General features: G+C 57.4%; 22 protein-coding genes. 9 read left to right on the top strand and 13 right to left on the bottom strand.

Annotation, left to right across the window (positions count from 1 at the left end; translation table 11 throughout):
• Positions 1 to 215: 215 nt before the first annotated feature.
• The gene (locus AAFM46_RS01370) at positions 216 to 1,223 is read right to left on the bottom strand and encodes a 1-aminocyclopropane-1-carboxylate deaminase (RefSeq protein ID WP_343319120.1); all 1,008 of its coding nucleotides are present in this window, start codon (positions 1,221 to 1,223) and stop codon (positions 216 to 218) included.
• 176 nt (positions 1,224 to 1,399) lie between these two features.
• Here AAFM46_RS01370 and AAFM46_RS01365 point away from each other — a divergent pair, with 176 nt between their 5' ends.
• A complete protein-coding gene (locus AAFM46_RS01365; protein ID WP_343319119.1) occupies positions 1,400 to 2,053 on the top strand; it encodes a GntR family transcriptional regulator in 654 nt (217 codons plus the stop codon).
• A gap of 24 nt (positions 2,054 to 2,077) precedes the next feature.
• Here the strand turns inward: AAFM46_RS01365 and AAFM46_RS01360 are convergent, their stop codons facing one another.
• Complete coding sequence (locus AAFM46_RS01360) at positions 2,078 to 2,626, bottom strand: OsmC family protein (RefSeq protein ID WP_283531297.1); 549 nt, start codon at positions 2,624 to 2,626, stop codon at positions 2,078 to 2,080.
• A 258-nt stretch (positions 2,627 to 2,884) separates the two neighbouring features.
• Between AAFM46_RS01360 and AAFM46_RS01355 the strand changes: the two genes are divergently transcribed.
• From AAFM46_RS01355 to AAFM46_RS01345, 3 genes are all read left to right on the top strand, one after another.
• On the top strand, positions 2,885 to 4,522 hold the full coding sequence (locus tag AAFM46_RS01355; RefSeq protein ID WP_343319117.1) for an ABC-F family ATP-binding cassette domain-containing protein: 1,638 nt from the start codon (positions 2,885 to 2,887) through the stop codon (positions 4,520 to 4,522).
• Positions 4,523 to 4,645: 123 nt separating this feature from the next.
• Positions 4,646 to 6,286, top strand: a complete 1,641-nt coding sequence (locus AAFM46_RS01350) for an NAD(P)/FAD-dependent oxidoreductase (protein ID WP_343319115.1) — start codon at positions 4,646 to 4,648, stop codon at positions 6,284 to 6,286.
• A gap of 158 nt (positions 6,287 to 6,444) precedes the next feature.
• The gene (locus tag AAFM46_RS01345) at positions 6,445 to 6,906 is read left to right on the top strand and encodes a hypothetical protein (RefSeq protein ID WP_343319114.1); all 462 of its coding nucleotides are present in this window, start codon (positions 6,445 to 6,447) and stop codon (positions 6,904 to 6,906) included.
• Between the two features lie 77 nt (positions 6,907 to 6,983).
• Here the strand turns inward: AAFM46_RS01345 and ccsB are convergent, their stop codons facing one another.
• The 5 genes from ccsB to AAFM46_RS01320 all read right to left on the bottom strand — a co-directional run bounded on the left by ccsB (position 6,984) and on the right by AAFM46_RS01320 (position 11,937).
• On the bottom strand, positions 6,984 to 8,084 hold the full coding sequence (gene ccsB, locus AAFM46_RS01340; protein ID WP_283531293.1) for a c-type cytochrome biogenesis protein CcsB: 1,101 nt from the start codon (positions 8,082 to 8,084) through the stop codon (positions 6,984 to 6,986).
• Positions 8,084 to 9,793, bottom strand: coding sequence for a cytochrome c biogenesis protein ResB (locus tag AAFM46_RS01335; protein ID WP_343319112.1), 1,710 nt, complete (start codon positions 9,791 to 9,793; stop codon positions 8,084 to 8,086). The genes ccsB and AAFM46_RS01335 overlap by 1 nt, the downstream gene beginning before the upstream one ends.
• Complete coding sequence (locus AAFM46_RS01330; protein ID WP_343319110.1) at positions 9,793 to 10,548, bottom strand: cytochrome c biogenesis CcdA family protein; 756 nt, start codon at positions 10,546 to 10,548, stop codon at positions 9,793 to 9,795. The genes AAFM46_RS01335 and AAFM46_RS01330 overlap by 1 nt, the downstream gene beginning before the upstream one ends.
• A gap of 16 nt (positions 10,549 to 10,564) precedes the next feature.
• Positions 10,565 to 11,152 (bottom strand): TlpA disulfide reductase family protein, encoded by a 588-nt coding sequence (locus AAFM46_RS01325; RefSeq protein ID WP_343320317.1) that lies wholly within the window; start codon positions 11,150 to 11,152, stop codon positions 10,565 to 10,567.
• Between the two features lie 122 nt (positions 11,153 to 11,274).
• A complete protein-coding gene (locus AAFM46_RS01320; RefSeq protein ID WP_283531290.1) occupies positions 11,275 to 11,937 on the bottom strand; it encodes a histidine phosphatase family protein in 663 nt (220 codons plus the stop codon).
• Positions 11,938 to 12,099: 162 nt separating this feature from the next.
• Here AAFM46_RS01320 and AAFM46_RS01315 point away from each other — a divergent pair, with 162 nt between their 5' ends.
• From AAFM46_RS01315 to AAFM46_RS01305, 3 genes are all read left to right on the top strand, one after another.
• On the top strand, positions 12,100 to 12,657 hold the full coding sequence (locus AAFM46_RS01315; protein WP_343319108.1) for a YceI family protein: 558 nt from the start codon (positions 12,100 to 12,102) through the stop codon (positions 12,655 to 12,657).
• A gap of 129 nt (positions 12,658 to 12,786) precedes the next feature.
• Positions 12,787 to 13,551: a hypothetical protein gene (locus AAFM46_RS01310; RefSeq protein WP_343319106.1), complete on the top strand. Its 765-nt coding sequence runs from the start codon at positions 12,787 to 12,789 to the stop codon at positions 13,549 to 13,551.
• 189 nt (positions 13,552 to 13,740) lie between these two features.
• Positions 13,741 to 14,451: a hypothetical protein gene (locus tag AAFM46_RS01305; protein WP_283531287.1), complete on the top strand. Its 711-nt coding sequence runs from the start codon at positions 13,741 to 13,743 to the stop codon at positions 14,449 to 14,451.
• A gap of 120 nt (positions 14,452 to 14,571) precedes the next feature.
• On the opposite strand, the gene AAFM46_RS01300 is transcribed toward AAFM46_RS01305, so the two are convergent.
• Both AAFM46_RS01300 and AAFM46_RS01295 read right to left on the bottom strand, forming a co-directional pair.
• A complete protein-coding gene (locus AAFM46_RS01300; protein ID WP_343319104.1) occupies positions 14,572 to 15,270 on the bottom strand; it encodes a redox-sensing transcriptional repressor Rex in 699 nt (232 codons plus the stop codon).
• A 158-nt stretch (positions 15,271 to 15,428) separates the two neighbouring features.
• Positions 15,429 to 15,722 (bottom strand): glutaredoxin family protein, encoded by a 294-nt coding sequence (locus AAFM46_RS01295; protein WP_343319102.1) that lies wholly within the window; start codon positions 15,720 to 15,722, stop codon positions 15,429 to 15,431.
• Between the two features lie 185 nt (positions 15,723 to 15,907).
• Here AAFM46_RS01295 and AAFM46_RS01290 point away from each other — a divergent pair, with 185 nt between their 5' ends.
• Positions 15,908 to 16,720, top strand: a complete 813-nt coding sequence (locus AAFM46_RS01290; RefSeq protein WP_343319101.1) for an HAD-IB family hydrolase — start codon at positions 15,908 to 15,910, stop codon at positions 16,718 to 16,720.
• Positions 16,721 to 16,835: 115 nt separating this feature from the next.
• Here AAFM46_RS01290 and AAFM46_RS01285 read toward each other — a convergent pair whose 3' ends face one another.
• The 3 genes from AAFM46_RS01285 to AAFM46_RS01275 all read right to left on the bottom strand — a co-directional run bounded on the left by AAFM46_RS01285 (position 16,836) and on the right by AAFM46_RS01275 (position 18,548).
• The gene (locus AAFM46_RS01285; RefSeq protein ID WP_074712200.1) at positions 16,836 to 16,934 is read right to left on the bottom strand and encodes an AURKAIP1/COX24 domain-containing protein; all 99 of its coding nucleotides are present in this window, start codon (positions 16,932 to 16,934) and stop codon (positions 16,836 to 16,838) included.
• A gap of 113 nt (positions 16,935 to 17,047) precedes the next feature.
• The gene (locus tag AAFM46_RS01280; RefSeq protein WP_283531283.1) at positions 17,048 to 17,284 is read right to left on the bottom strand and encodes a helix-turn-helix domain-containing protein; all 237 of its coding nucleotides are present in this window, start codon (positions 17,282 to 17,284) and stop codon (positions 17,048 to 17,050) included.
• Between the two features lie 136 nt (positions 17,285 to 17,420).
• Complete coding sequence (locus AAFM46_RS01275) at positions 17,421 to 18,548, bottom strand: 3-deoxy-7-phosphoheptulonate synthase (RefSeq protein WP_283531282.1); 1,128 nt, start codon at positions 18,546 to 18,548, stop codon at positions 17,421 to 17,423.
• 664 nt (positions 18,549 to 19,212) lie between these two features.
• On the opposite strand from AAFM46_RS01275, the gene AAFM46_RS01270 reads away from it, so the two are divergent.
• Positions 19,213 to 19,482 carry a hypothetical protein gene (locus AAFM46_RS01270; protein WP_343319094.1) on the top strand — a complete coding sequence of 90 codons (270 nt, stop codon included), beginning with the start codon at positions 19,213 to 19,215 and terminating at the stop codon, positions 19,480 to 19,482.
• A gap of 5 nt (positions 19,483 to 19,487) precedes the next feature.
• Here AAFM46_RS01270 and AAFM46_RS01265 read toward each other — a convergent pair whose 3' ends face one another.
• Complete coding sequence (locus AAFM46_RS01265; protein ID WP_283531280.1) at positions 19,488 to 20,747, bottom strand: FAD-dependent oxidoreductase; 1,260 nt, start codon at positions 20,745 to 20,747, stop codon at positions 19,488 to 19,490.
• Between the last annotated feature and the right edge of the window lie 55 nt (positions 20,748 to 20,802).

The following is a 20,802-nucleotide window of genomic DNA, read 5'->3' as shown; positions in this document are numbered from 1 at the left end:
ATCCAGCAGTCCGCAGGCAATGCGGAGCGATCGGCGTGGGGCGGAGGCTGCGTTATCTATCTCACAAGTATTTACTCTAGTGCACATCGGGTTGAGATTGTTCACCAAAGAGCGGGCCACCACAAATTCATTGGCTGGCTGACCGCGTCCGGTGACTGGCTGGCTGTTGGGGAGCTCCCTAACAAAGCTCCTTAACCAACCGCTAGTAAAAAATCCTAGCGAAACAGCCCGCTGTAGGCGTTGAGCGCCAGTTGTCCGCCGAGGTGCGCGTAGAGGACGTTGCTAGTAGTCGGGATGTCCTTGGAGCTGACCAGATCAATGAGTCCGGCCATGGACTTGCCCTCATAGACGGGATCAATAATCATTCCCTCGAGTGTGCCGGAGAGGCGGATAGCTTCCAGGGTGGAATCCACGGGAATCCCGTAGTAGTCACCGGCCCAGCCTTCCAGGACGGTGATCTCATCATCGCGAATGTCGCGCTCCAAGCCAATCAGTGCCGCGGTATGGCGGGCGATCCTTGCCACCTGAGCACGAGTTTTTTCGATCGTTGCGGAGGCGTCAATGCCAATGACTCGCCGCGGGCGGTCCTGTCCGGCGAACCCCGCGATCATCCCTGCGTGGGTGGATCCTGTCACTGTACAGACCACGATCGTGTCGAAAAAGATGCCAAGTTCCTGTTCCTGTTTTTCAACTTCGTAGGCCCAGTTCGCGAAACCAAGTCCGCCTAGGTGGTGCTCCGAGGCTCCAGCGGGAATGGGATAGGGCTCGCCGCCAGCGTCTTGCACATCTTTGATGGCCTGCTCCCAGCTGTTGCGAATGCCAATGTCAAAGCCCGCGGAGTCGAGGTGGACCTCAGCACCCATGATGCGGCTTAGCTGGATATTGCCCACACGATCACTGAGTGGGTCAGGCCAGTCCACCCAGTTTTCCTGCACGAGCCGGGCTTTCATCCCGAGTTTGGCGGCAACGGCAGCTACTTGGCGGGTGTGGTTGGACTGGTAGCCGCCAATGGACACCAAAGTGTCAGCGCCTTGGGCGATGGCGTCCGGGACGATGTATTCCAGTTTGCGTGTTTTGTTGCCGCCAAAAGCCAGGCCACTGTTCACATCCTCGCGTTTTGCCCAGATTTTTGCCCCGCCCAGGTGCTCACTTAAGCGTGGCAGGTCATGGATGGGACTGGGGCCAAAAGTCAGGGGATAACGCTCGAAATCTGAGATTGCCATGACGTCCTTGAACTTTAGAGTGAAACACACTAGGTATGCAATATATTGCATTCCATTAATACACTCTTGTCAAGGGCGCCGTTCAGGTGTTGGCACGCCTTCAGCATTCTGGCTTTCAGCATTCGTACCGTCCCACGTGCGCCCACCACGCGGCTTGGCGATATATCCTATGTTGCATGCCCACTCCCCTGCCCCACGGAATCCACAAACGGTCTCTGCTGCGCAATGATGTCTATGAATCCATTCGCGACGCCATCATTGATGGCACCTTCGCCGCCGGCGAGCGGTTGCGTGATCCTGAACTGGAAGCGTGGCTGGGCGTGAGCAGGACCCCGATTCGGGAAGCTTTGCTTCGTTTGGAACGGGCCGGGCTGATTGTTTCCCAGCCGGGCAGGGCCACGATGGTGGCGTCCTTGGACCCTGCCGCCACAAAGGATGCCCGGCAGGTGGTGGCGGCGATGCATGAGCTGGCAACCAGATTGGCTGTCCCGGTCCTGACCGAAGAACATCTTGCCAATATGGTCACGGCCAACGCCAAGTTCTCCGCCGCGCTGGAGACCGACGACGTCGATGCCGCCTTAGCTGCCGACGATCAGTTTCATGCCGAAATGGTTGCAGCCTGCGCCAACGCAATGATTCCGCTGGTGCTTGATCAGAGCATGCCTGTGCTGCGGCGGATGGAGTATCAGCGCTTTAGTTCCGATCAGGCACGGCATTCGGTCACGGCACATGCGCAGATCATTAAACTGGCCAGCCTTGGGGACACCGAAGCCGCCTCGCTGGCCACCCGGGACAACTGGTTGTCACTGGATACTCAGATACAAAACTAAGTGCACCTAAAGTGCCAGCGGCGACTAGCTTTTCCTAACCACAGCGCTCACGGGTGTGGAGTTGCTGAGCATGTCCTGCACGGGACAGCGCGCCTCCACTGTACGGGCAAGTTCCTCATAGCGTTCCTGCGTTTCGGGGCCGGAGATCGAAACAGCCAACCGGATATCACTGAATCCAGGCCGCACGGCGGGGTCGATCCCAAACAGGCCGCGCACGTCCAAATCCCCTTCGGCGTTAATGGTGATGTCATCGATCTGGATCCCGAGTTGTTCGGCATATAGCCGGTACACCACCACCTGGCAGGCGATGACAGCGCCCAGCACGTACTCCACCGGACTGGCCGCCGCGTCGTCCCCGGCCAGCGCTGCCGGCTCATCCACAGTGAATTGGTGCTTGCCAGCGTTGAGTCGCGTGGCTACCGAGCCGACACCCACACCAGCCACCTTGTACGTCAGCTTGGCATTCTCGGCGTTGAGATCGATCCGCTGCGCCCAGGCTGCCCCGGCCTCACCCAACCGGGCCGAACGCTGTGCCGCGTCGTTGCTGTTTTCGGTAAGAGTTGCTTCGCTCATCTGCGTTTCCTTTGATTGCGGGCCAGTGCCTGTGGTTGAAATTCTTGATTCTTCAGTGTGACCACCCACCACTGGCGGCTTCAAACCGTTCGTCACATCTTGCAATACTTGGGCGGCTGTGGCCCCTTGCCCAGTACGACGCCGGGAATCATCTTCCAGCACCGGGCCACCCCCTTGCGGGTCAACAGATGCCAAGGAGTGAGAGGGCACACTTCGCTGAGGTTCAGAGAGTGCTCCGAAGCAACTTAAGATGGAGTCATGAGCGCAACACTTGTGGCAAAGGACCTTGCCGGCGGCCACGCACACCGCACCTTGTTCAATAACCTTTCTTTCACCGTGGCCCCAGGCGATGTGATTGGCGTTGTGGGCGCTAATGGTGCCGGGAAATCAACGCTGCTCAGTCTCTTAGCGGGTGCATCGATACCGCAGGGCGGCTCCGTCAGCACGGCCCCGCAGGATGCCTTTATCGGCTGGCTGCCGCAGGAACATGAACGGATTGAGGGCGAATCAATTGCCTCCTACATTGGCCGGCGTACCGGCTGCACCCAAGCAACGGTTGAGATGGAGACCTCAGCTGAGGCGTTGGGCACGGGCACCTCTGCGGATAATGACAGGTATGCTGCCGCGCTTGATCGCTGGCTGGCCTCTGGCGCCGTTGATCTTGCGGAGCGCATCCCTGCGATACTGGCAGAACTGGGACTCACCGTTGATCCCCATGGCGCCATGACAGGACTTTCCGGCGGTCAGGCCGCTCGCGTAGCGCTTGCCGCGCTGCTGCTGAGCCGTTTTGACATCGTCCTGCTGGACGAGCCCACCAACGACCTCGATTTGGCCGGACTTGCCCGGCTCGAAGATTTCGTGAAGGGACTACGCGGTGGTGTGGTGCTTGTTTCTCACGACCGGGAATTTCTTTCGAGGTGTATAACTTCGGTGGTGGAGCTGGACCAGGCACAAAACAAGGTAGCTGTTTATGAAGGTGGCTATGACTCGTTTCTGGAGGAGCGCGCCATCGCCAAACGGCACGCCCGCGAAGCTTATGACGAATTTTCCGATAAAAAGGCTGACCTCGTAGGGCGTGCACGGACCCAGCGTGAGTGGAGCTCTCAGGGTGTACGCAACGCCATGAAGAAGAGCCCGGACAATGACAAAATCCGTCGTCGCGCCAGCGCCGAGTCCTCCGAGAAGCAGGCCCAAAAGGTACGCCAAATGGAGTCCCGCATTGCCCGGCTCGATGAAGTAGAAGAACCACGCAAAGAATGGGCACTGCAATTTCGCATTGGTGAAGCACCGCGTTCCAGTACTGTCGTTTGCACATTAAATGCCGCCGTTCTCACTCAAGGCAGCTTCACCATGGGCCCGGTCTCGGTGCAAGTCAACGCTGGCGAACGGATTGGCATCACAGGCCCCAATGGCGCAGGCAAATCGACCCTGCTGCGATTGCTGCTTGGCCAGCGCGCCCCTGACAGCGGAACAGCGTCCCTGGGGGCAAATGTCTCAATCGGAGAAGTAGACCAAACCCGCAGCCAGTTCCCCGAAGACAAGCCCCTGGGTGCTGCTTTTGAAGAGCTTGTGCCGGAGCTAAACCAAGGCGAGGTCAGGACGCTCTTGGCCAAGTTTGGCTTGAAGGCTGACCAAGTGAGTAGCGTCGTGGGCGCCCTCTCCCCCGGGGAGCGCACCCGTGCATCCTTGGCGCTTCTGCAGGCACGCGGAGTGAACGTCCTGGTGCTGGATGAACCAACCAATCATCTGGATCTGCCTGCGATCGAGCAACTGGAGCAGGCTCTGGATAGTTACGAAGGCACACTGCTACTTGTCACCCATGACAGGCGGCTATTGGAGAACGTTTCCCTTGACACCAGGTGGGCTGTCGATGGCGGTCAGGTCACAGAGCTTTAAAACGCCTTGATCAGTAAGCAAAAATAAACTATTTGTTGATTTTGACTTATTTTTCCTAAAATGTTGCAATGGTTACAGGTTTGCTGCTTCTTGGATCTGCGGCAAACCGCTTAACGAATCCGGGTGCTCACAAACACCCAACCCCGGTTCCGGACAGTGCCACTGGCGCTTGAGTTCGGCATAACCGCAGGCGATCAACCGCCCGAACATTTGCCGCAGTCTTTATCTGCCGCCGCGCATTACGCGCCTTTGACGCTCTACCTTGAGGAACCGATCACGGCACCTCGCAACATAGCCACTGAGCGTGGATTCGAAGCGTCGATTCATGAAGACACAGAGGATCCAAGTGATGAGGAGAGCAGCATGAGATTACGAGTTGGAATCATTGGTGCCGGGCCCAGCGGTATGGCTCAGTTGCGGGCGTTTGAGTCTGCCCGGCAAAACGGCGCGGATATCCCTGAGATTTTGTGTTTTGAAAAGCAGAACAACTGGGGTGGCCAATGGAATAGTAGTTGGCGCACCGGTTTGGATGAGCATGGCGAGCCTGTGCACTCCAGCATGTACCGCCACCTGTGGTCCAACGGCCCCAAAGAGTGCCTGGAATTCGCCGACTACTCCTTTGATGAGCACTTTGGCCGCGCCATCTCATCATTCCCGCCCCGTGAAGTCCTTTTTGATTACATCAAGGGCCGCGTTGAAAGCTCCGATGTTCGCAAATATGTCCAGTTCAACACTGTGGCCCGCCACACCAGCTACAACCCGGACACAGAAGAATTCACCGTGACAGTGGAGGATCTAACCACGGCCACCACTACTGATCACGTCTTCGATAAACTGGTAGTCGCTACGGGCCACTTCTCCACTCCTGCCGTGCCGGAATTCACTGGTATCAACACCTTCCCCGGCGAAGTCCTCCACGCTCATGACTTCCGCGGTGCAGAACGCTTCGCAACCAAAAATCTACTCATGATCGGCAGCAGTTACTCGGCCGAAGACATTGGCATGCAAGCCCATAAAATGGGTGCGGCCTCCATTACTTTCAGCTACCGCACAGCTCCGATGGGCTTTGACTGGCCAGAAAACACAGTTGAACGCCCCCTCGTCAGCCACTTCCAGGGCAGCACCGCGCACTTCAGTGATGGCACCTGCGGGGAATTTGACGCCGTGGTACTTTGCACCGGGTACCAGCACAAATACCCGTTCCTACCCAGTGAGCTGAGCCTGAAATCCAAAAATGTGCTCTACCCTGCCAACCTGTACAAGGGCGTGGTGTGGCAAGAAAACACCAACCTGTTCTACTTGGGCGCGCAGGACCAGTATTACACCTTCAACATGTTTGACGCACAGGCATGGTTTGCCAGGGACGTCATCAGTGGCGCCATCGAGCTACCGGCCCCGGCTGAGCGCGAAGCAAATATTCAGCTCTGGTTGGAACGTCAAGCGGCCCTGCCCGATCACAACGCCCAAGCCGATTTCCAGTCGGAGTACCTGCGCGAGCTCATCGCAGCAACCGACTACCCGACCTTCGATCTTGACGCCGTTTCGCAGCTGTTTAAGGATTGGATGAGACAGAAGGAAACGGACATTCTGGGTTACCGCGACACTATCCACCGCTCGGTAATTACCGGAACGATGGCCACAAAACACCACACGCGCTGGATCAACGCTATGGATGATTCCCTAGGACGCTACCTCAACGGCCCATCGCAGGATATTGATACTGGCACGCTAAAAGCTGTCACAGAGGAAATGCCCGCCAAGTAGCTTTTTTTGCACCGGAGAACAGCGTGGCTTGGGGCTAGCCGGGAGGTTGATTCCGACAAGCCCCAAGCTGCAAAAAAATAAGACCCTTCGAGGCATTGACATGCAATCGCATCAGGCGCATTCTAAAAACATAAGAACAGTTTTTAGATGGAGGAGTCATGACAACGCATTCAATCCCCACCCCATCCAGTGGATGGAGATCACAGGCACTGACGCGGGCCAGGTCCGAGCCAGCCTACGGCGCATTCTTGCTGCTGCGGGTTGGCTTTATCGCAATCCCAATGATCATGGGACTGGATAAGTTCTTCAACGTCCTCGCCAATTGGGAAAGCTACTTGGCTCCGTGGATCGCGAATATTTCACCCTTGAGCGCCCAGGGCACCATGATGGCCATTGGCGTTGTTGAGATCATCGCAGCTATCTCTGTTGCCTTGCGGCCGCGGTATGCAGCCTATGTGGTGGCCTTGTGGCTGGCGGGGATCATCATGAACCTGCTCACCTACTCCGGGTTCTACGATGTGGCGCTGCGTGACTTTGGCCTGATGGTGGCAGCCATCGCCCTGGCCCTTCTTGCGCGCACATACACCAAGCCAGGTCTGCGCTCACCACAAAAGCGCTGATCAGGCCTATTGGGTGCACAAACAGCAACGCCCCAAAACGCGAAAATGCGTTCCGGGGCGTTGGCGCCTAACGGGGGTTAGCTGCCCACTCCTGCGTATGAGTGCAATCCGGAGAAGTACACGTTCACGATGGTGAAGTTAAAGACAACGCAAAGGTAGCCAACTATGGAAAGCCAAGCAGCGCGCGTCCCTGTCCAGCCCTTGGTAGCCCGGGCGTGCAGGTAGCCCGCGTAAACCACCCAGATTACGAACGTCCAAACTTCCTTGGTATCCCAGCCCCAGAAACGTCCCCACGCCTTTTCAGCCCAGATGGCACCGAACATGAGCGTCAATGTCCAGCCCACAAACGCAATACCGTTGATCCGGTAGGAGAGATTTTCAAGGCTTAGCGCGTTGGGCACAAGACGCAAAACAGGTGCCTTGTCTTTTTTGCCCAGAGCGATCGAGGCCTCGCGGCGGCCCTGAATAAGCTGCAGAACCGACATGGCAAAGGTAATAGTGAAGAATGCTGAGGACAGCACGGCAATGGAGACGTGGATGATCAGCCAGTAGCTTTGCAGAGCGGGCACCAGGTGGCCCACAGGCGTCCAGAACGAGACGGACGCGGCAACAATCATCACCAGCACCAGGCCAATGACGAACGTCCCAAGGAACCGCAGGTCCCGGCGGGTGAGGACCAGCAGGAACACTATCGCAACAACGAAGCTGCCCGTCGTGCAAAATTCGTACATGTTGCCCCACGGAACACGCCCTGCAGCCAGTCCGCGGAAAAGCACCGCAAAACCTTGTACGACGGCGGCCACAACTGTCAGTGCCACGGCCACGCGGGCAACAACCCGGCGTTCCTTGCCGTAAAGCATGGAGTCTCCGGCGGTAACACCGTCGGAGACGGTATGGGTCTTACTGCTGGGACGCGTGGCGCGGTCCAACGGGCCGGAGCCTAGATCCTGTCCCTCGGAGCTGCGCGCGCCAACACCACTAAGCGCCAGTTCTCTAGCCTCGGCGCCCTGACCAGCAGCCTTGCCTGCTGTTTCTTGGCCTGCCAAACCTTTCTTAACCGCTTGGTTAAATGTCACCAGGTCCCACGCGTAGGCACAAAACGCGACAGCATACGCCAGCCCGGCAACCAGCATGAGCTGCTCGCTGAGCTGGGCAAAGCTTTCATTGATCTCTGGCATTACTGATCCTTACTTGCCGCGGTGACGCTTTGTGCGGAGTCGTTGATTATTGGTTGTGCCTGCTCACCATTTTGCCCTGCAACATCAAATGGCACCAGCCATTTGGCATGCAGAGCTTTGTTGATTGCAGCGTATTCGCCAGCCAGCCGGTGGTCCTCACCTCGAGCGAGTAGGCCGAACTCGACCATGGTGCGTCCATCAGGGTGATTTCCTGTGCGTACCCATACACGACGACGGTTCAGGAACAGTGAGCCCATGAGCCCGGCCAGCGCTATAAGTGCGAACACCAAAACATATATCTGTCCCGGATCGTGCCTGATGTCCAGAGCAGCAAATCGTTTGATTCCATCAAAGCTAATGGTGCCGCTACCTTCAGGCAATGTGTAGCTTTGGCCCGGCACCAGCACAATGCCTCCCGAGTCAAGGCTCCTGGAGTTGATCTCTTTCAGCTCTGAGGTATCCAGCGTGTACACGTTGCGCGGTACACCATTATCCAAACCCAGATCGCCTGTATAAGCGTTCAGGTTCAGCTGGGGATTAAACGGATCAGGGTCGGAGCCGAAAGCAACGCCTTTTTCATCAATGAGTGCCGTAGGCAGAAAAAATCCGACAAAGCCAAGCTGCTTCGGCTTGGCGTCAGGGACCTTGACAACCATCAAAGACGTATAAGCACCATCAGTGGGGATGGTGATGACTGGGCCCTGAAAAGCAACTTTGCCCTGCCCGTCCTTGACAGTGATGATCGGGGCATAACCATTACCCACCAAATACACGTTCGTTCCGCCCACAGCTACCGGTTCGTTGACTTTAAGCGTCTTTTTTTCCGGCGCCGCTCCGGGCTTGTCTTTGAGCGTGAGCGTGGCGTTGAAGTCTAGCGGCTGCCCGTAATGAGCTTCTGTTGAGCGATCATATTTAACTACCAACCGGTCTAACTGAACAGAGTAGGGGCTCAAGCTCTCGTCACTAAAATTGGCTCCGGGCGTGAACGTGTCATAACCCGTGAGTGTATTGACGAATGTCTCGCCCTCCACCAAAACTCGCTGACCGCTGTAGCCAAAGAGCCCGCTGAACGCGATTGCCGCAAGGACACCAATCATGGCCGTATGAAAGAGCAGGTTCCCTACTTCTTTGAGGAAGCCCACCTCAGCGCCCACTGAGGGACGATCTGTATCAAGATCGCGCACATCCACCCGGTAGCGGCGGCTCTTAAGAATATCTGCTGCATCTTTTACTGCCGTCTCTGCGTCAATGCCACTGCCGGCGGGGATCTCCACCGTGCCGTATTCAGCCAGGCGCGAGAGACGTTTAGGCGTACGTGGCGGAGCCGAACGCATAGCCTTCCAGTGAATTTTGGCTCGCGGCAATACACAGCCAACCAGAGAAGTGAACAACAGCAGGTAGATGGCTGCGAACCAGGGTGATGAGTAAACATCGAAGAGTTTGAACCAGTCCATTACGGGCCCGGAGCCAGGATTGTCCTTCAGGTACTGAGCAACTTCCGCCGGTGCTGACGGGCGTTGCGGGAAGAGTGAACCGGGTACTGCAGCCACGGCAAGCATCAGCAGCAGGAACAAGGCCGTGCGCATGCTTGTCAACTGCCGCCAAGCCCAGCGGAGCATACCGACAAACCCGAGTTGCGGCAGGACGGCTTCCTGGCCACTCGTCTTCGGCTTTTTGCTCTTGGCTTCTTTCACCACTGTCTCTTTCATTAGATTGGCAATCTCACATCATTGGCAAACCAGAACTGCAGTTGATTGATCCATGTTCCCCACAACCCAGAAACCATCAGCAGACCCAACACAATCAACATGCCACCGCCAAAGTACTGCAACCCGCGGCGGTGTTTGCGGAAGAAAGCTAAAGCACCCAATCCCCTGCGTGCGCCCAGCGCAATCAGCAGGAAGGGCAAACCCAGCCCCAGGCAGTAAATAAACGTTAGGAACGCGCCCTTAATTGCATTTGGTCCGTCCGAGACCGCCAACAACTGTACGGCGCTGAAGGTGGGGCCTATACAAGGCGCCCAGCCCAATCCAAAGGTTAGCCCCAAAACAGGCGCACCCCACAGTCCAGCAGGCGGTTTCGCATGAATTTTGGCTTCTGACTGAAACCAACCCATGCCACCAAGGAAGACAACACCCATCAGGATCACAACAACACCAAGCACTTGCGTGACCCACGCGGCGTCGGGCCCCATCAGCCACGCACCCAACTGGCCGAATACGGCGCCGATGAGCATAAAGACAACTGAGAAGCCCAGCACGAAAAGGCCGATTCCGGCAAACATCCGCCCACGCCGCTGGTCCTGAAGATCAGCACCACTGAGCCCGCTCACATAGCCTAAATACCCTGGAACAAGCGGTAGTACGCAGGGTGACAGGAAGGAGACTAGCCCGGCGAGCAGGGCAACGGGGATGGCCAGCAGCATTGACCCGTTGAGGATTGTTTCGGCAAATGGATTGTTCATAGGGTGGGGGCGGCTGCTATTTTTCTGCCAGCGCGGTGGTGATAAGGGCTTTCAAAGTGCCCTTGTCGGCGACGCCCAGGATGCGGGCGGAGACCCTGCCCTTCTTGTCCAGAATCAGGGTGGTGGGAACGGCTGCCGGAGGAACAAACTTTGTCAGCGCCAACAGCACCCCGCCATCTTTGTCAGCGATGCTCGGGTAAGTCAGGGAGAAATTGCGTTCAAACGCTTCTGCGGTGGCTTTTTCATCCCTGACGTTGACTCCTAAGAAAGCAACACCCTGGGGTCCCATCTCCGCATGGAGTGCCTGCAAATCCGGAGCCTCCAGACGACACGGTGCACAAGCTGCATACCAAAAATTCATAACAGTGACTTGGCCAGGAAAATCGGCGGCATCAATCTTTCCACCATCGAAAAGTGTGCCTGTGAATGTGACGGGTTCCTTGCGGTCCGCTGCCCCGTACTCGGTTACTGAGCCGTCTCCGGCAATATAATTTTTATTATCACCGGCGTTAGCCTGCTGTGCCAGCGGGTCGTTGCTGGTGCAGGCGGCTAGTGCCATAGTGAGCACGGCGCCACCAGCGGCCAAAAGCGATCTACGGCTCATCGAAGAAGTCACGGCGCAAGTCTTTCATTTCATTGGGAAGCCACGTCACTGACGCAGACATGACACATTCTTCTACGCTACGTCGAAAAGCTGACTGTCAGCTGAGTGTAACGCCTTCGGCGCTAGGCCCCTGGGGTGGTGGCCGCACCGGGGAGCAGCGCGGCAGCGGGTTCGCTGTAGTGGACATCCACAATGTCATCGCCGTCAAATGTCAAAGAAGTCAGGGAGGCAAGTGTGCACTCTCGGTTCCGCGGGTCATGCCACAGCCGCTTCCCCTCTGCACTGCGCCGTGTGGACCAGATCGGCAACTGGTGGCTCACCATAACGGCCTGAGCGCCATCACCACCAATCTCCAGTGCACATCTGGCAGCATCCCGCGCCGCTTCAATCATGCGCTGAGCCTGCGCCGCGTACGCCTCGCCCCAGGAGGGGCGGAACGGATTGAGGAAATATGGCCAATGTTTGGGCTTGCCTAACTCAGTCTTGCTCATGCGCAGGCCCTCGAAATGATTCTCCGCTTCTATGATCCGCGGATCGGTCACAATCTCCAGACCCAACGCCTCAGCCGTGGGCTGTGCGGTTTCTTGGGCACGCGTCAGTGGTGAGGCAACAAGATAAACCGGTGCGCCGCCGTCGTTCGCCATAGCTGCGAAGTGCTCACTGACCATAACGGCCATGGCGCGGCCACGCTCGGAAAGATGAAATTCAGGGAGTCGACCGTAAAGGACGCCATCGGGATTGAATACCTCGCCGTGGCGCAGAAGATGAACTGTTACTCGGGACATGTCTGCCAGTTTCTCAAAGTTAGTGACCAAGAGGTTAATCCGGCTCTGGAAAGTTTTTTCAGGGCACGGGAATAGTATATGCAAACGCATGCTTATACGGGGTGGAAGTCAAGGACACGGGCCATTGCGCCCATGTGCGGACAAAATTAAAAGGAGCTCCACATGTCAGTCACCACCATTGAGTCAACCGGCCTCACCCAAGGCAACTGGAACTTCGACGCCTCGCACTCGGAGGTGGGTTTCACGGTTCGCCACGCAGGCATCTCTAAAGTTCGCGGAAAATTCACCGACCTCAGCGCCTCACTGACACTCGGGGAAACATTGGCACAATCCGTTGTCACGGCCACTATTCAGGCCGCGAGCTTCAACTCCGGCGATGAAAACCGCGACGGGCATGTCCGCGGCGCCGACTTCCTGGACGTTCAGGAGCACCCCACCCTGACATTTGTATCTTCCGCCGTGACTGGGGATGCACAGGACTTTGCGCTCACAGGCGAGCTGACGATCCACGGAATTACAGTCCCTGTCACGTTTAAGGGCGAGTTTAACGGCGTCGCAGTAGACCCCTTCGGCGCAACTCGTGCCGGCTTTGAAGCTAAAACCGTCATCAGTCGCAAGGAGTTCGGTTTGACGTGGAATGCAGCCCTGGAAGCCGGCGGAGTCCTAGTTTCAGATAAAGTCACAATTTCACTGGATGTGGCATTTGTGAAGAGCGCCTAGGCCGTTGCGCTAAAGTCCAGATCTTTAGCACACGCACCTCAAGGCCGGTCCGTCAGCGTGGTGGACCGGCCTTTTACGTGCTGTTTGCGTGCCTATACAACCGTTCTTCCCCCGACTAGGGTTCATGCTATGAGCACATCAAATGAGTTCCCAGGTCCCGAGCAGCCCGCCTCCGAGCCATCTGCTCCCGGTTATGGATCCCAGCGTGATCCAAATACGCCACCAGCACCCACTGGCGCTACGCCCACTGGTGCTACGCAGCCTCCCCCTGGCTACCAGGGCGCCCCGGGGCAACAGCCTCCTGCGGGCTACCAGCCACCTCCGAATAATCAGCCGCCAGCTGGCAATCAGCCTCCGCCGGGTTACCAGCAAGCCCCTGGCACATACCAGCAGCCTCGATACCAGCAGCCTGGAGCACCTGCGGGCAGCGGGAAGTTTGAGATGCCAGCGGACATGCCCCGGTCAATCAAAGATGTCATGCCAGCGGGTGGCTTCACCGGCATTTTTAAAATGGGCGATTTGCCTCAGCTACTGAAGATCTCTTACATCATCTGGCTGGTGACAGCGGCCCTTTGGCTGTTTTTCACTTTCTTCGCGTTTATCGGTTCGCTGTTCCTGTTGAGCTCTTCTTACTACCGCGGTTCAGGTGTGCGGGGAATCGTCATCTCCATCATTTCCTTGGCGCTGATCGCTGCGATCGTAGTCTGTGCCATGAAACTCAAGGAAGGAATGCAGTGGGCGAGGATAGCCCTTTCGACCATCGCACTGATCAGCATCTTCTTGTTCGTGACCAGCAGCCGTGGTGGCGGTTTGTTGAGCGTAGTGGCCGCCGTGTTGATGTGGCTGCCAGAATCCACTGCATGGCTGAATTCCAGGTCCAAGGGAGTTAGATAGTAGTTTGAGCACACAGTTCTAAGTCAACTTGATCAGGTGGTTGAGTTGGAGGAGGTCGCGTAGGGTTTGTAACAAACCCGACGCGGCCTTTCTTCTTCTGGTGCCACGTTCCGGCGTAATCATTTGGCCCGCACTTTCGGCCAAATCCTCAGCAATACCGAAATCGGCCACACTGAAAGAGCAGCTGTCATGAGCACCCATGGTGAAGAACCCCAAGAGCAACCTGCTTCCCGCCCGGGAAGCTACGGTGAGATCGCCCCAGGCGTGCCGCGCTACGGCCAGTACGCTCCGGTCGGGTGGGAACCGCCTCAGGACGTTATAGACGCACAGAAGGGCACCTCGCAGCCAGGCTCAATCACCCCATCGTCGGCGTATCCCGGATTTACGGGCCTACAGCCTGGCGCTCGGGAGGACTCTGGGGCACCTACGGAAGCGCCAAAGAGGGTGCTGCTGGCTACCAAGTTCATTATGGCTGCCGGAATCTTGCAACTCATTGCACTGCTAATTTGGGCGTTTGCCCTAACGACACCGGGCGGACAAGAGGTCCTGAGATCCGCCGTCGGGCAAGCCATGGCTACGAACCCGGAAGCGGCGGCCACCGTCAGCGCCCAGCAGCTTTTCATTACAGTGGCCATCTTTATGGGCATCATTCAGCTCACCTGCGCTGCCGGCTATTTTTGGATTGCCGCCAAGCTGCGCCGAGGCCGTAATTGGGCCCGGACCACCGCGCTAGTCTTCGCCATCGTCTCGATTGTTCTTGTCCCGGAAGGTGGATCATATGCGTTTTATTCCGGTGCCCGCATCATTTTGGGGTTAGTCGCCGTATTCATGCTGTTCAGGTCCCCGGCGAAGGAATTCTTCTTGGCACACAAGGCCAAACGGAACGCATTGAAGCGGTAATCCGTTCAAACCCGGCGCTGCGCGTCGCCAGTTGCCACTTATGGCGCCCAAACACACGTTTTGGGCGCCATAAGTGGCAACTGGCGAAGGATCGGCCACAAAAATAGCACCCGTAGGGGTTTATGCTCCCGGCAGATCCTGTATGAGGGAGGGTTCTTGCAGACGTTGGGCGTGATAAGCCAGAATCTGCAGCTCGGTAGCCATGTCCACTTTGCGCAGATTCACGTGATCCGCCACCGTCAGTGCAATGGGAGCAAAGCTCAGCACGCTGCGCACCCCGGCTGCCACAACCCTGTCGCATACCGCTTGAGCCACGGAAGCAGGGAGTGCTAAAACAACCATGTTCACCCTGGCGCTCTCAACCACATCTTCCAGATTTGCCGCATCGCTGACACGCAACCAACCGATTTCACTGCCAATGATCATCTGGTCTGCATCCAGTAGTGCCACAACGTCGAATCCACGCGATTCAAATCCGGCGTACCGTGCAAGAGCCCGGCCCAGGTTTCCCGCACCGACAATGGCTACCCGCCATTCGTTGGTTAAGCCAAGCGCTTGGGAGATTTTGCGGCTCAGATTGGCCACATCGTAGCCAACCCCACGTGTCCCGTAGGTCCCGAGGTAAGAAAGATCTTTCCTGACATTTGATGAGCCCACGCCGGCCGACTCCGCGAGAGCCTCAGACGATACGCTTTCGGCACCTTCAGCAAGGAGCGCGTTGAGCGTACGAAGGTACAGCGTCAAGCGCGAAACGGTGGCAGAGGGTAACTGCCGGGCTGGCTCGTCCGGCTGACCATCCGAGGTCTGCGCTGAGGTCAAGACTTCACTCCACATTCTCAAACTAAGGCCGCGCCCAGATGCTGAACACGTGTCCGTGAGGTCCGCACCGACCTTCACCCACTGTAAGTCGTGGCACGGCCATAGCCAAAAATACGCAGCCCAGACCAAGCATCAAGGCAGAGCATCAGGGCAAGCGGCTAGCTCAGGAGGCGCCGGAGACGGGCAGGGTCTATATGCCAGAAGTCTCTCTGGATCCCGTCCACAAGCACCACCGGGATTTCTTCCCCGTAACGCGCTATGAGCTCGGGGTTGTTATCAATGCTCAGCTCGGACCAGGTCAAGCCAAGACTGCCTGCTACTTCGGCGACGACTGTGCGGGCAGCCTCACACAAGTGGCAATTGGACTTGGTGACCAGCTCCAGTAATGGAACGTGAGCATTGCCTGCGGTAGAGACATCACTTGTGGCCGGATGGTTGGCAGCATATTCCATGTCTATAACGGTACCTAGTCAAAGTGTGTGGTGCCGCATCTGTTCCTTTGGCAGCGTCAGGACGGGCTCTGCTGCGTAAAGAGCGGGTTTCTCCACCAAACGGTAAATGAAAGTTTCACCACAGTTAACCGCTGCCTCCGGTGGCGGAGCGGGCAGAGCGTGTCTGGATTGACTAGACTCATTCCATGCCCGACGTGATTACCAACAGTGCCGAGGCCGCCTCGACCACTGCGCAACACCAGGGTGAGGCCGCTTTCTTTGATGTGGATAACACATTGATGAAGGGTGCCAGCTTGTTCCACGTGGCACGAAAAATGTATCAAAAAAAGGCATTCACGTTGACTGATGTCGCTGGCTTCGCGTGGAAACAAACCAAATTCATCATGCGCGGCGAGAACATGAACGACGTTCATTCCGTTCAGGACTCAGCACAGAAGCTGGCCGCTGGAATCAGTGCCGATTTTATCCGCCAACTCGGCGAAGAAGTCTATGACGAGATGATTGAATCTAAGATTTGGCCCGGCACCAAAGCCCTGACGAAAGAACACCTCAAATCTGGGCGGCAAGTGTGGCTCGTGACAGCCACCCCTGTTGAGGTTGCTGCTGTCATTGCGACTCGGCTGAACCTTACGGGCGCCCTTGGCACTGTGGCCGAGATAGAAGACGGCATCTACACCGGCCGCCTGGTGGGTGAGATCCTCCACGGCGCAGCAAAGTCACGTGCCGTGCGTGAACTGGCACACAGAGAAGGTGTGGATCTTTCGCGCAGCTGGGCCTACAGCGACTCTTACAACGACATCCCGCTGCTAACAGCCGTAGGTAATCCGGTTGCCATCAATCCCGACGCCAAGTTGCGAAAGCATGCACGGGAAAATAATTGGCCCGTTTACGATTACCGTTCAGGGCGTCGGGCCGCAACTCTGGGCCTACAAGCCGCAACGGGTGCCGGAGTGGTCTACGGATTGTGGAAAGGCGTCGCGATGGTGCGTAAGCGCTAAATGATGCTGGCCACGTACTAAACCGGAAGCAGAAATCTCACACGCTAAGTTTGCCCGGACATAAAAACACCCGCACACCACAACGGTGAACGGGTATTTTTGTGAAGACGAAGCTTTACTTCTTGTTACGACGCTGGTGACGCGTCTTACGAAGCTGCTTACGGTGCTTCTTCTTGGACATCCGCTTGCGGCGCTTCTTAACTACTGAACCCATGAAAGTTCCTCACAAACTGCATAGAACAACCTCGAATGAGGCCGTAAACGATTAGGTTGACCGATCGCAGGAATCGGTCTAGCCGAAAATGGATCTTTCCTAGGGTACCGCCTTTACCCTGTATGCGCCGAACCGGAGGGGCCGTGAGTCTCTGTGCCATCCACCACGGCCGAGCGCAAATAGCTCTCAACTGCGTTGGCAGGCACCCGATATGACCGGCCAAAACGTACGGCAGGCAGTTCTCCAGCATGAACCATGCGGTAGACGGTCATTTTGGACACGCGCATGAGCTCGGCCACTTCCTGAACCGTCAAAAAGGTCACATTGGAGAAATTCTGCTCCTGCGTCATCGCTGTCCTCGGTATCCATTTCCATTAGAAAAGATCTAGCTGCCGGAGCACAGCACCTTCCGCTCCTAGAGCTAACTGTAGGTGCTGAAGGTGCTTATGTGAAAGCTGTTCCCTCAAATGACGACCTGAGAGCGTGCTAGCCCCTCTTCTCTGTACGGCGTGCACTGGAGGCGTAAGCCAACTTTGCCAGCACCTCTGCCGTTACTTCCCAGTCCATGCAGGCGTCCGTGACGCTCTGCCCGTAGACCAGCTCTGAACCGCCGGCGGCAATCTGCTCCACGTTGAGGTTCTGGGCTCCGCCTACAAGAAAGCTCTCCAACATGACCCCGGCAATGGTGTGCGCCGAGGCGTCACCCGCTTCCAGCTGGGCACCAATTTCCAACGCAACCTGGGCCTGACGGTGGTGACTTTTCCCAGAATTTGCGTGACTGGCATCAATGATCAGGCGTGGATTGACTCCAGCCGTTGTCGCAGCCGCCGTGGCCTGGGCGACGTCAGCGCTTCGGTAATTCGGTGCGTCGCGCCCACCACGCAGGATGATGTGCGCATCCAAGTTCCCGGAGGTGCTGACAAGGGCGGCCCGGCCATCGGCGTCGATCCCTAAGAACGACTGAGCAGCCAACGCGGCGTTGCACGCGTCAAGGGCCACTTGAAGTCCGCCGTCGGTCCCGTTCTTGAAACCCACCGGCATGGACAGCCCCGAAGAGAGTTGGCGGTGAATCTGACTTTCGGCAGTCCTGGCCCCTATGGCGCCCCAGGAGATAAGATCTGCCGTGTACTGCGGGCTGATCGGTTCAAGGAATTCGGTGCCGGTAGGCACGCCCAGTCGGGCAACCTCCAGCAAGAAACTACGCGCCAGCTCAAGTCCCCTGGCCACATCGTGGCTGCCATCAAGTCCTGGATCGTTGATCAGCCCCTTCCAGCCCACAGTGGTTCGGGGCTTCTCAAAGTACGCACGCATCACTATCAACAGGTCCGCTTGATGCTCCGTAGCCACTTCGGCGAGCCGGCGAGCGTATTCCAGCCCGGCTTCGGTGTCGTGAATTGAGCAAGGACCAACCACCACCAGCAGTCTGTCATCGAGCCCGTTCATGATGGCCCGAACCTGATCACGGCCGCGTTCGACGACGGTGCTGGCGTAGTCGTCGATCGGTAGCTTAGCGGCCAACTCCGCAGGAGACACCAACGCGGTGAATTGGCTGACACGCAGGTTGGCTGTGGTGTGCGGCGTGGCCGGGATTTTTTTGGCTGCTGTAAGGCTCATGGAAAGAATTTCCTTTGGTGGGAGCTGGCAGCGAGCCCCCACTTCGGAACCCGCTTGAAAATAGCGAAGGACAGAGAAAGATTTCTCTGTCCTGTTGGCTCTGAAGGTGATTGGATGCGTGTCAGTTAGACGCAGGCCCCTCCAGAGCCAACGAAAAATACGCATACCAACGGTTTGTCATGCACACACCATACTCCCGAATTTATTCGGTCAACAAATCTGTTTCGTCACAAAGCAGCCCTCAGCCTGTCAGCAAATGTGCAGATCTTGCCCGACCTGAATTGCTCGCAGCGGTGGTAGCCCCGGATCGCCTCATCATCGCCATATCTATCCACACTCATGCTGCCCTAGGGGTCGCTGTCCTGGCCGCCGGCGCCGGTGTATATATGCAAAGAGCCAACAGCTGCCTCCATGTCACAATTCCAGGAGCTACGCGCCGTCGCAGAGCTCACACGCGGAGCGGTTTAAGTTGGCTTCCACTCGCGAGGTTCCCTAGCATTGCCGGGATTCACTCCGGGGATGCCGTTGAATCCGTAGAGACCGATCTGCACGGCGCCCACGACATCGAAGGCGATGACACTTCCACAGTGAGCATCACGCCTAGGGTGGGGCCACAGTTGTAAGCGCCTTGACGCTCTGTGCACCTTCTCAGATGGAACGATTCGTGAGCGTTCACGGCACTGCCGTGCTGGGCTCGCTAGAGAACGGCGGCGCCTTTGTGCGCGTACTGGAGGCAGTGCGCACGGCCGAGGCTCCCCAAATCATCCCCGCTACGTACATCAACTGCGTGGGAGAGGGGCAGGATGCATACCCAGTCATCGCCGACGCTGAGGCGTGGATAGGGCGCGCGATGTGGGCGCAAGCCACTTTTGCCGAACTGGGCGCCCGTGGGCCCGCCACCACAAGAACTGAAATGGTAGTGCGGACCCACTGAGCGTACTAGCGCAGGGGGTTGAAGTGGCGCATGCTCGGTGGCGGGGTGTTTGCCGTCATTTGTGCGGCAATCATTTTGCCCGTCAGCGGACCTAGCGCGATTCCCCACATACCGTGGCCGCCGGCAACGTGGACGCGTGGAGACCTTGTGGCCCCTACCAATGGGAAACCGTCGGTGGTGCACGGCCGCGCCCCCACCCATTCTTCGGCACGGTTCTCCCAGTCAATGCCTGTGAACATGGGAGATGCGGCCTCCACGATCGCCTTGATGCGCCGCGGATCCAAGGTTGCATCAACGTTGCGAAACTCCATCATCCCCGCAACCCTGAACCTGTCCCCCAAGGGTGTGCAAGCAACACGCTGCGCCGGAAAGTAGATGGGGTGACTGGGCATGGCTTCGGGAACCACCGTGAAACTGTAGCCGCGACCAGCCTGAACCACGGCTTTCACACCAAATTTACGCGCAAGGGCACCCAGCCACGCACCTGTGGCGAGGACGACGGCGTCGGCCGTAAGTGAGCGTCCTTCCGAGCCAATCACTTCCACTGCGGTGCCGGTGTCACGGACGTCAAGAACGTTGAAGGAATTCACCAGCGTGGCGCCTCTGGCCACCACAGTCTGCGCCAGGGAGTCCATAAACGCAGGTGGGTTAATGAACTTTTGATTGCGGATTTCTATTCCGGCAACAACGCCAGCACCCAGGGTGGGTTCCAGCTGCCGGATCTCATCCCCGGTGATGAGGTTGAAATCGACCTGGCCGCCCGTTTCGCGGATCACGTGGAACTCTTTGACGAGGGCGTCACGGTCCTTCAGTGAAGCGAATCCAGTCAGGAACGGTTCGGCTGGATGAGTCGTTTCAGTCAGCGGAGGCGTCCCGGCGGCAAGCTCGTCGAAGGCATCTATCCCAGTGCGGCCGATTTCGGCAAAGACTGCCATGGCCGCCCGCCATCTCGCTGGAGTGCAGTTCCGGGCAAAGCCAAGAAGGAATTTCAATAGCGAGGGGTCAGTGGAAAACGGAATATACAGCGGGGATGCCGGATCCAACATGGCCTTGAGCCCATATTTCAGCACGGCTGGCTCGCTCAGCGGCAATGTTAGTGCCGGAGTGATCCAGCCTGCGTTTCCCCACGAGGAACCTGCGGCCACACCGCCACGGTCAACGATGGTGACTTTAATGCCGTGCTCCTGCAGATACCACGCAGTGGACAGCCCAATGATTCCTGCACCTACAATAACCACATGCTCAGGCGCCTTTGCACTGACCACGATTCACTCTCCTCGCGCGTTGGCCGGCCACTTTACTGCCGGTACTAGCACCAGC

The sequence above is a fragment of the Arthrobacter sp. TMP15 genome (assembly GCF_039529835.1).
GTDB lineage: Bacteria > Actinomycetota > Actinomycetes > Actinomycetales > Micrococcaceae > Specibacter.
The sequence above is the reverse complement of the archived record's forward strand: the minus strand, read 5'-3'. Positions and strand labels throughout refer to the sequence as shown.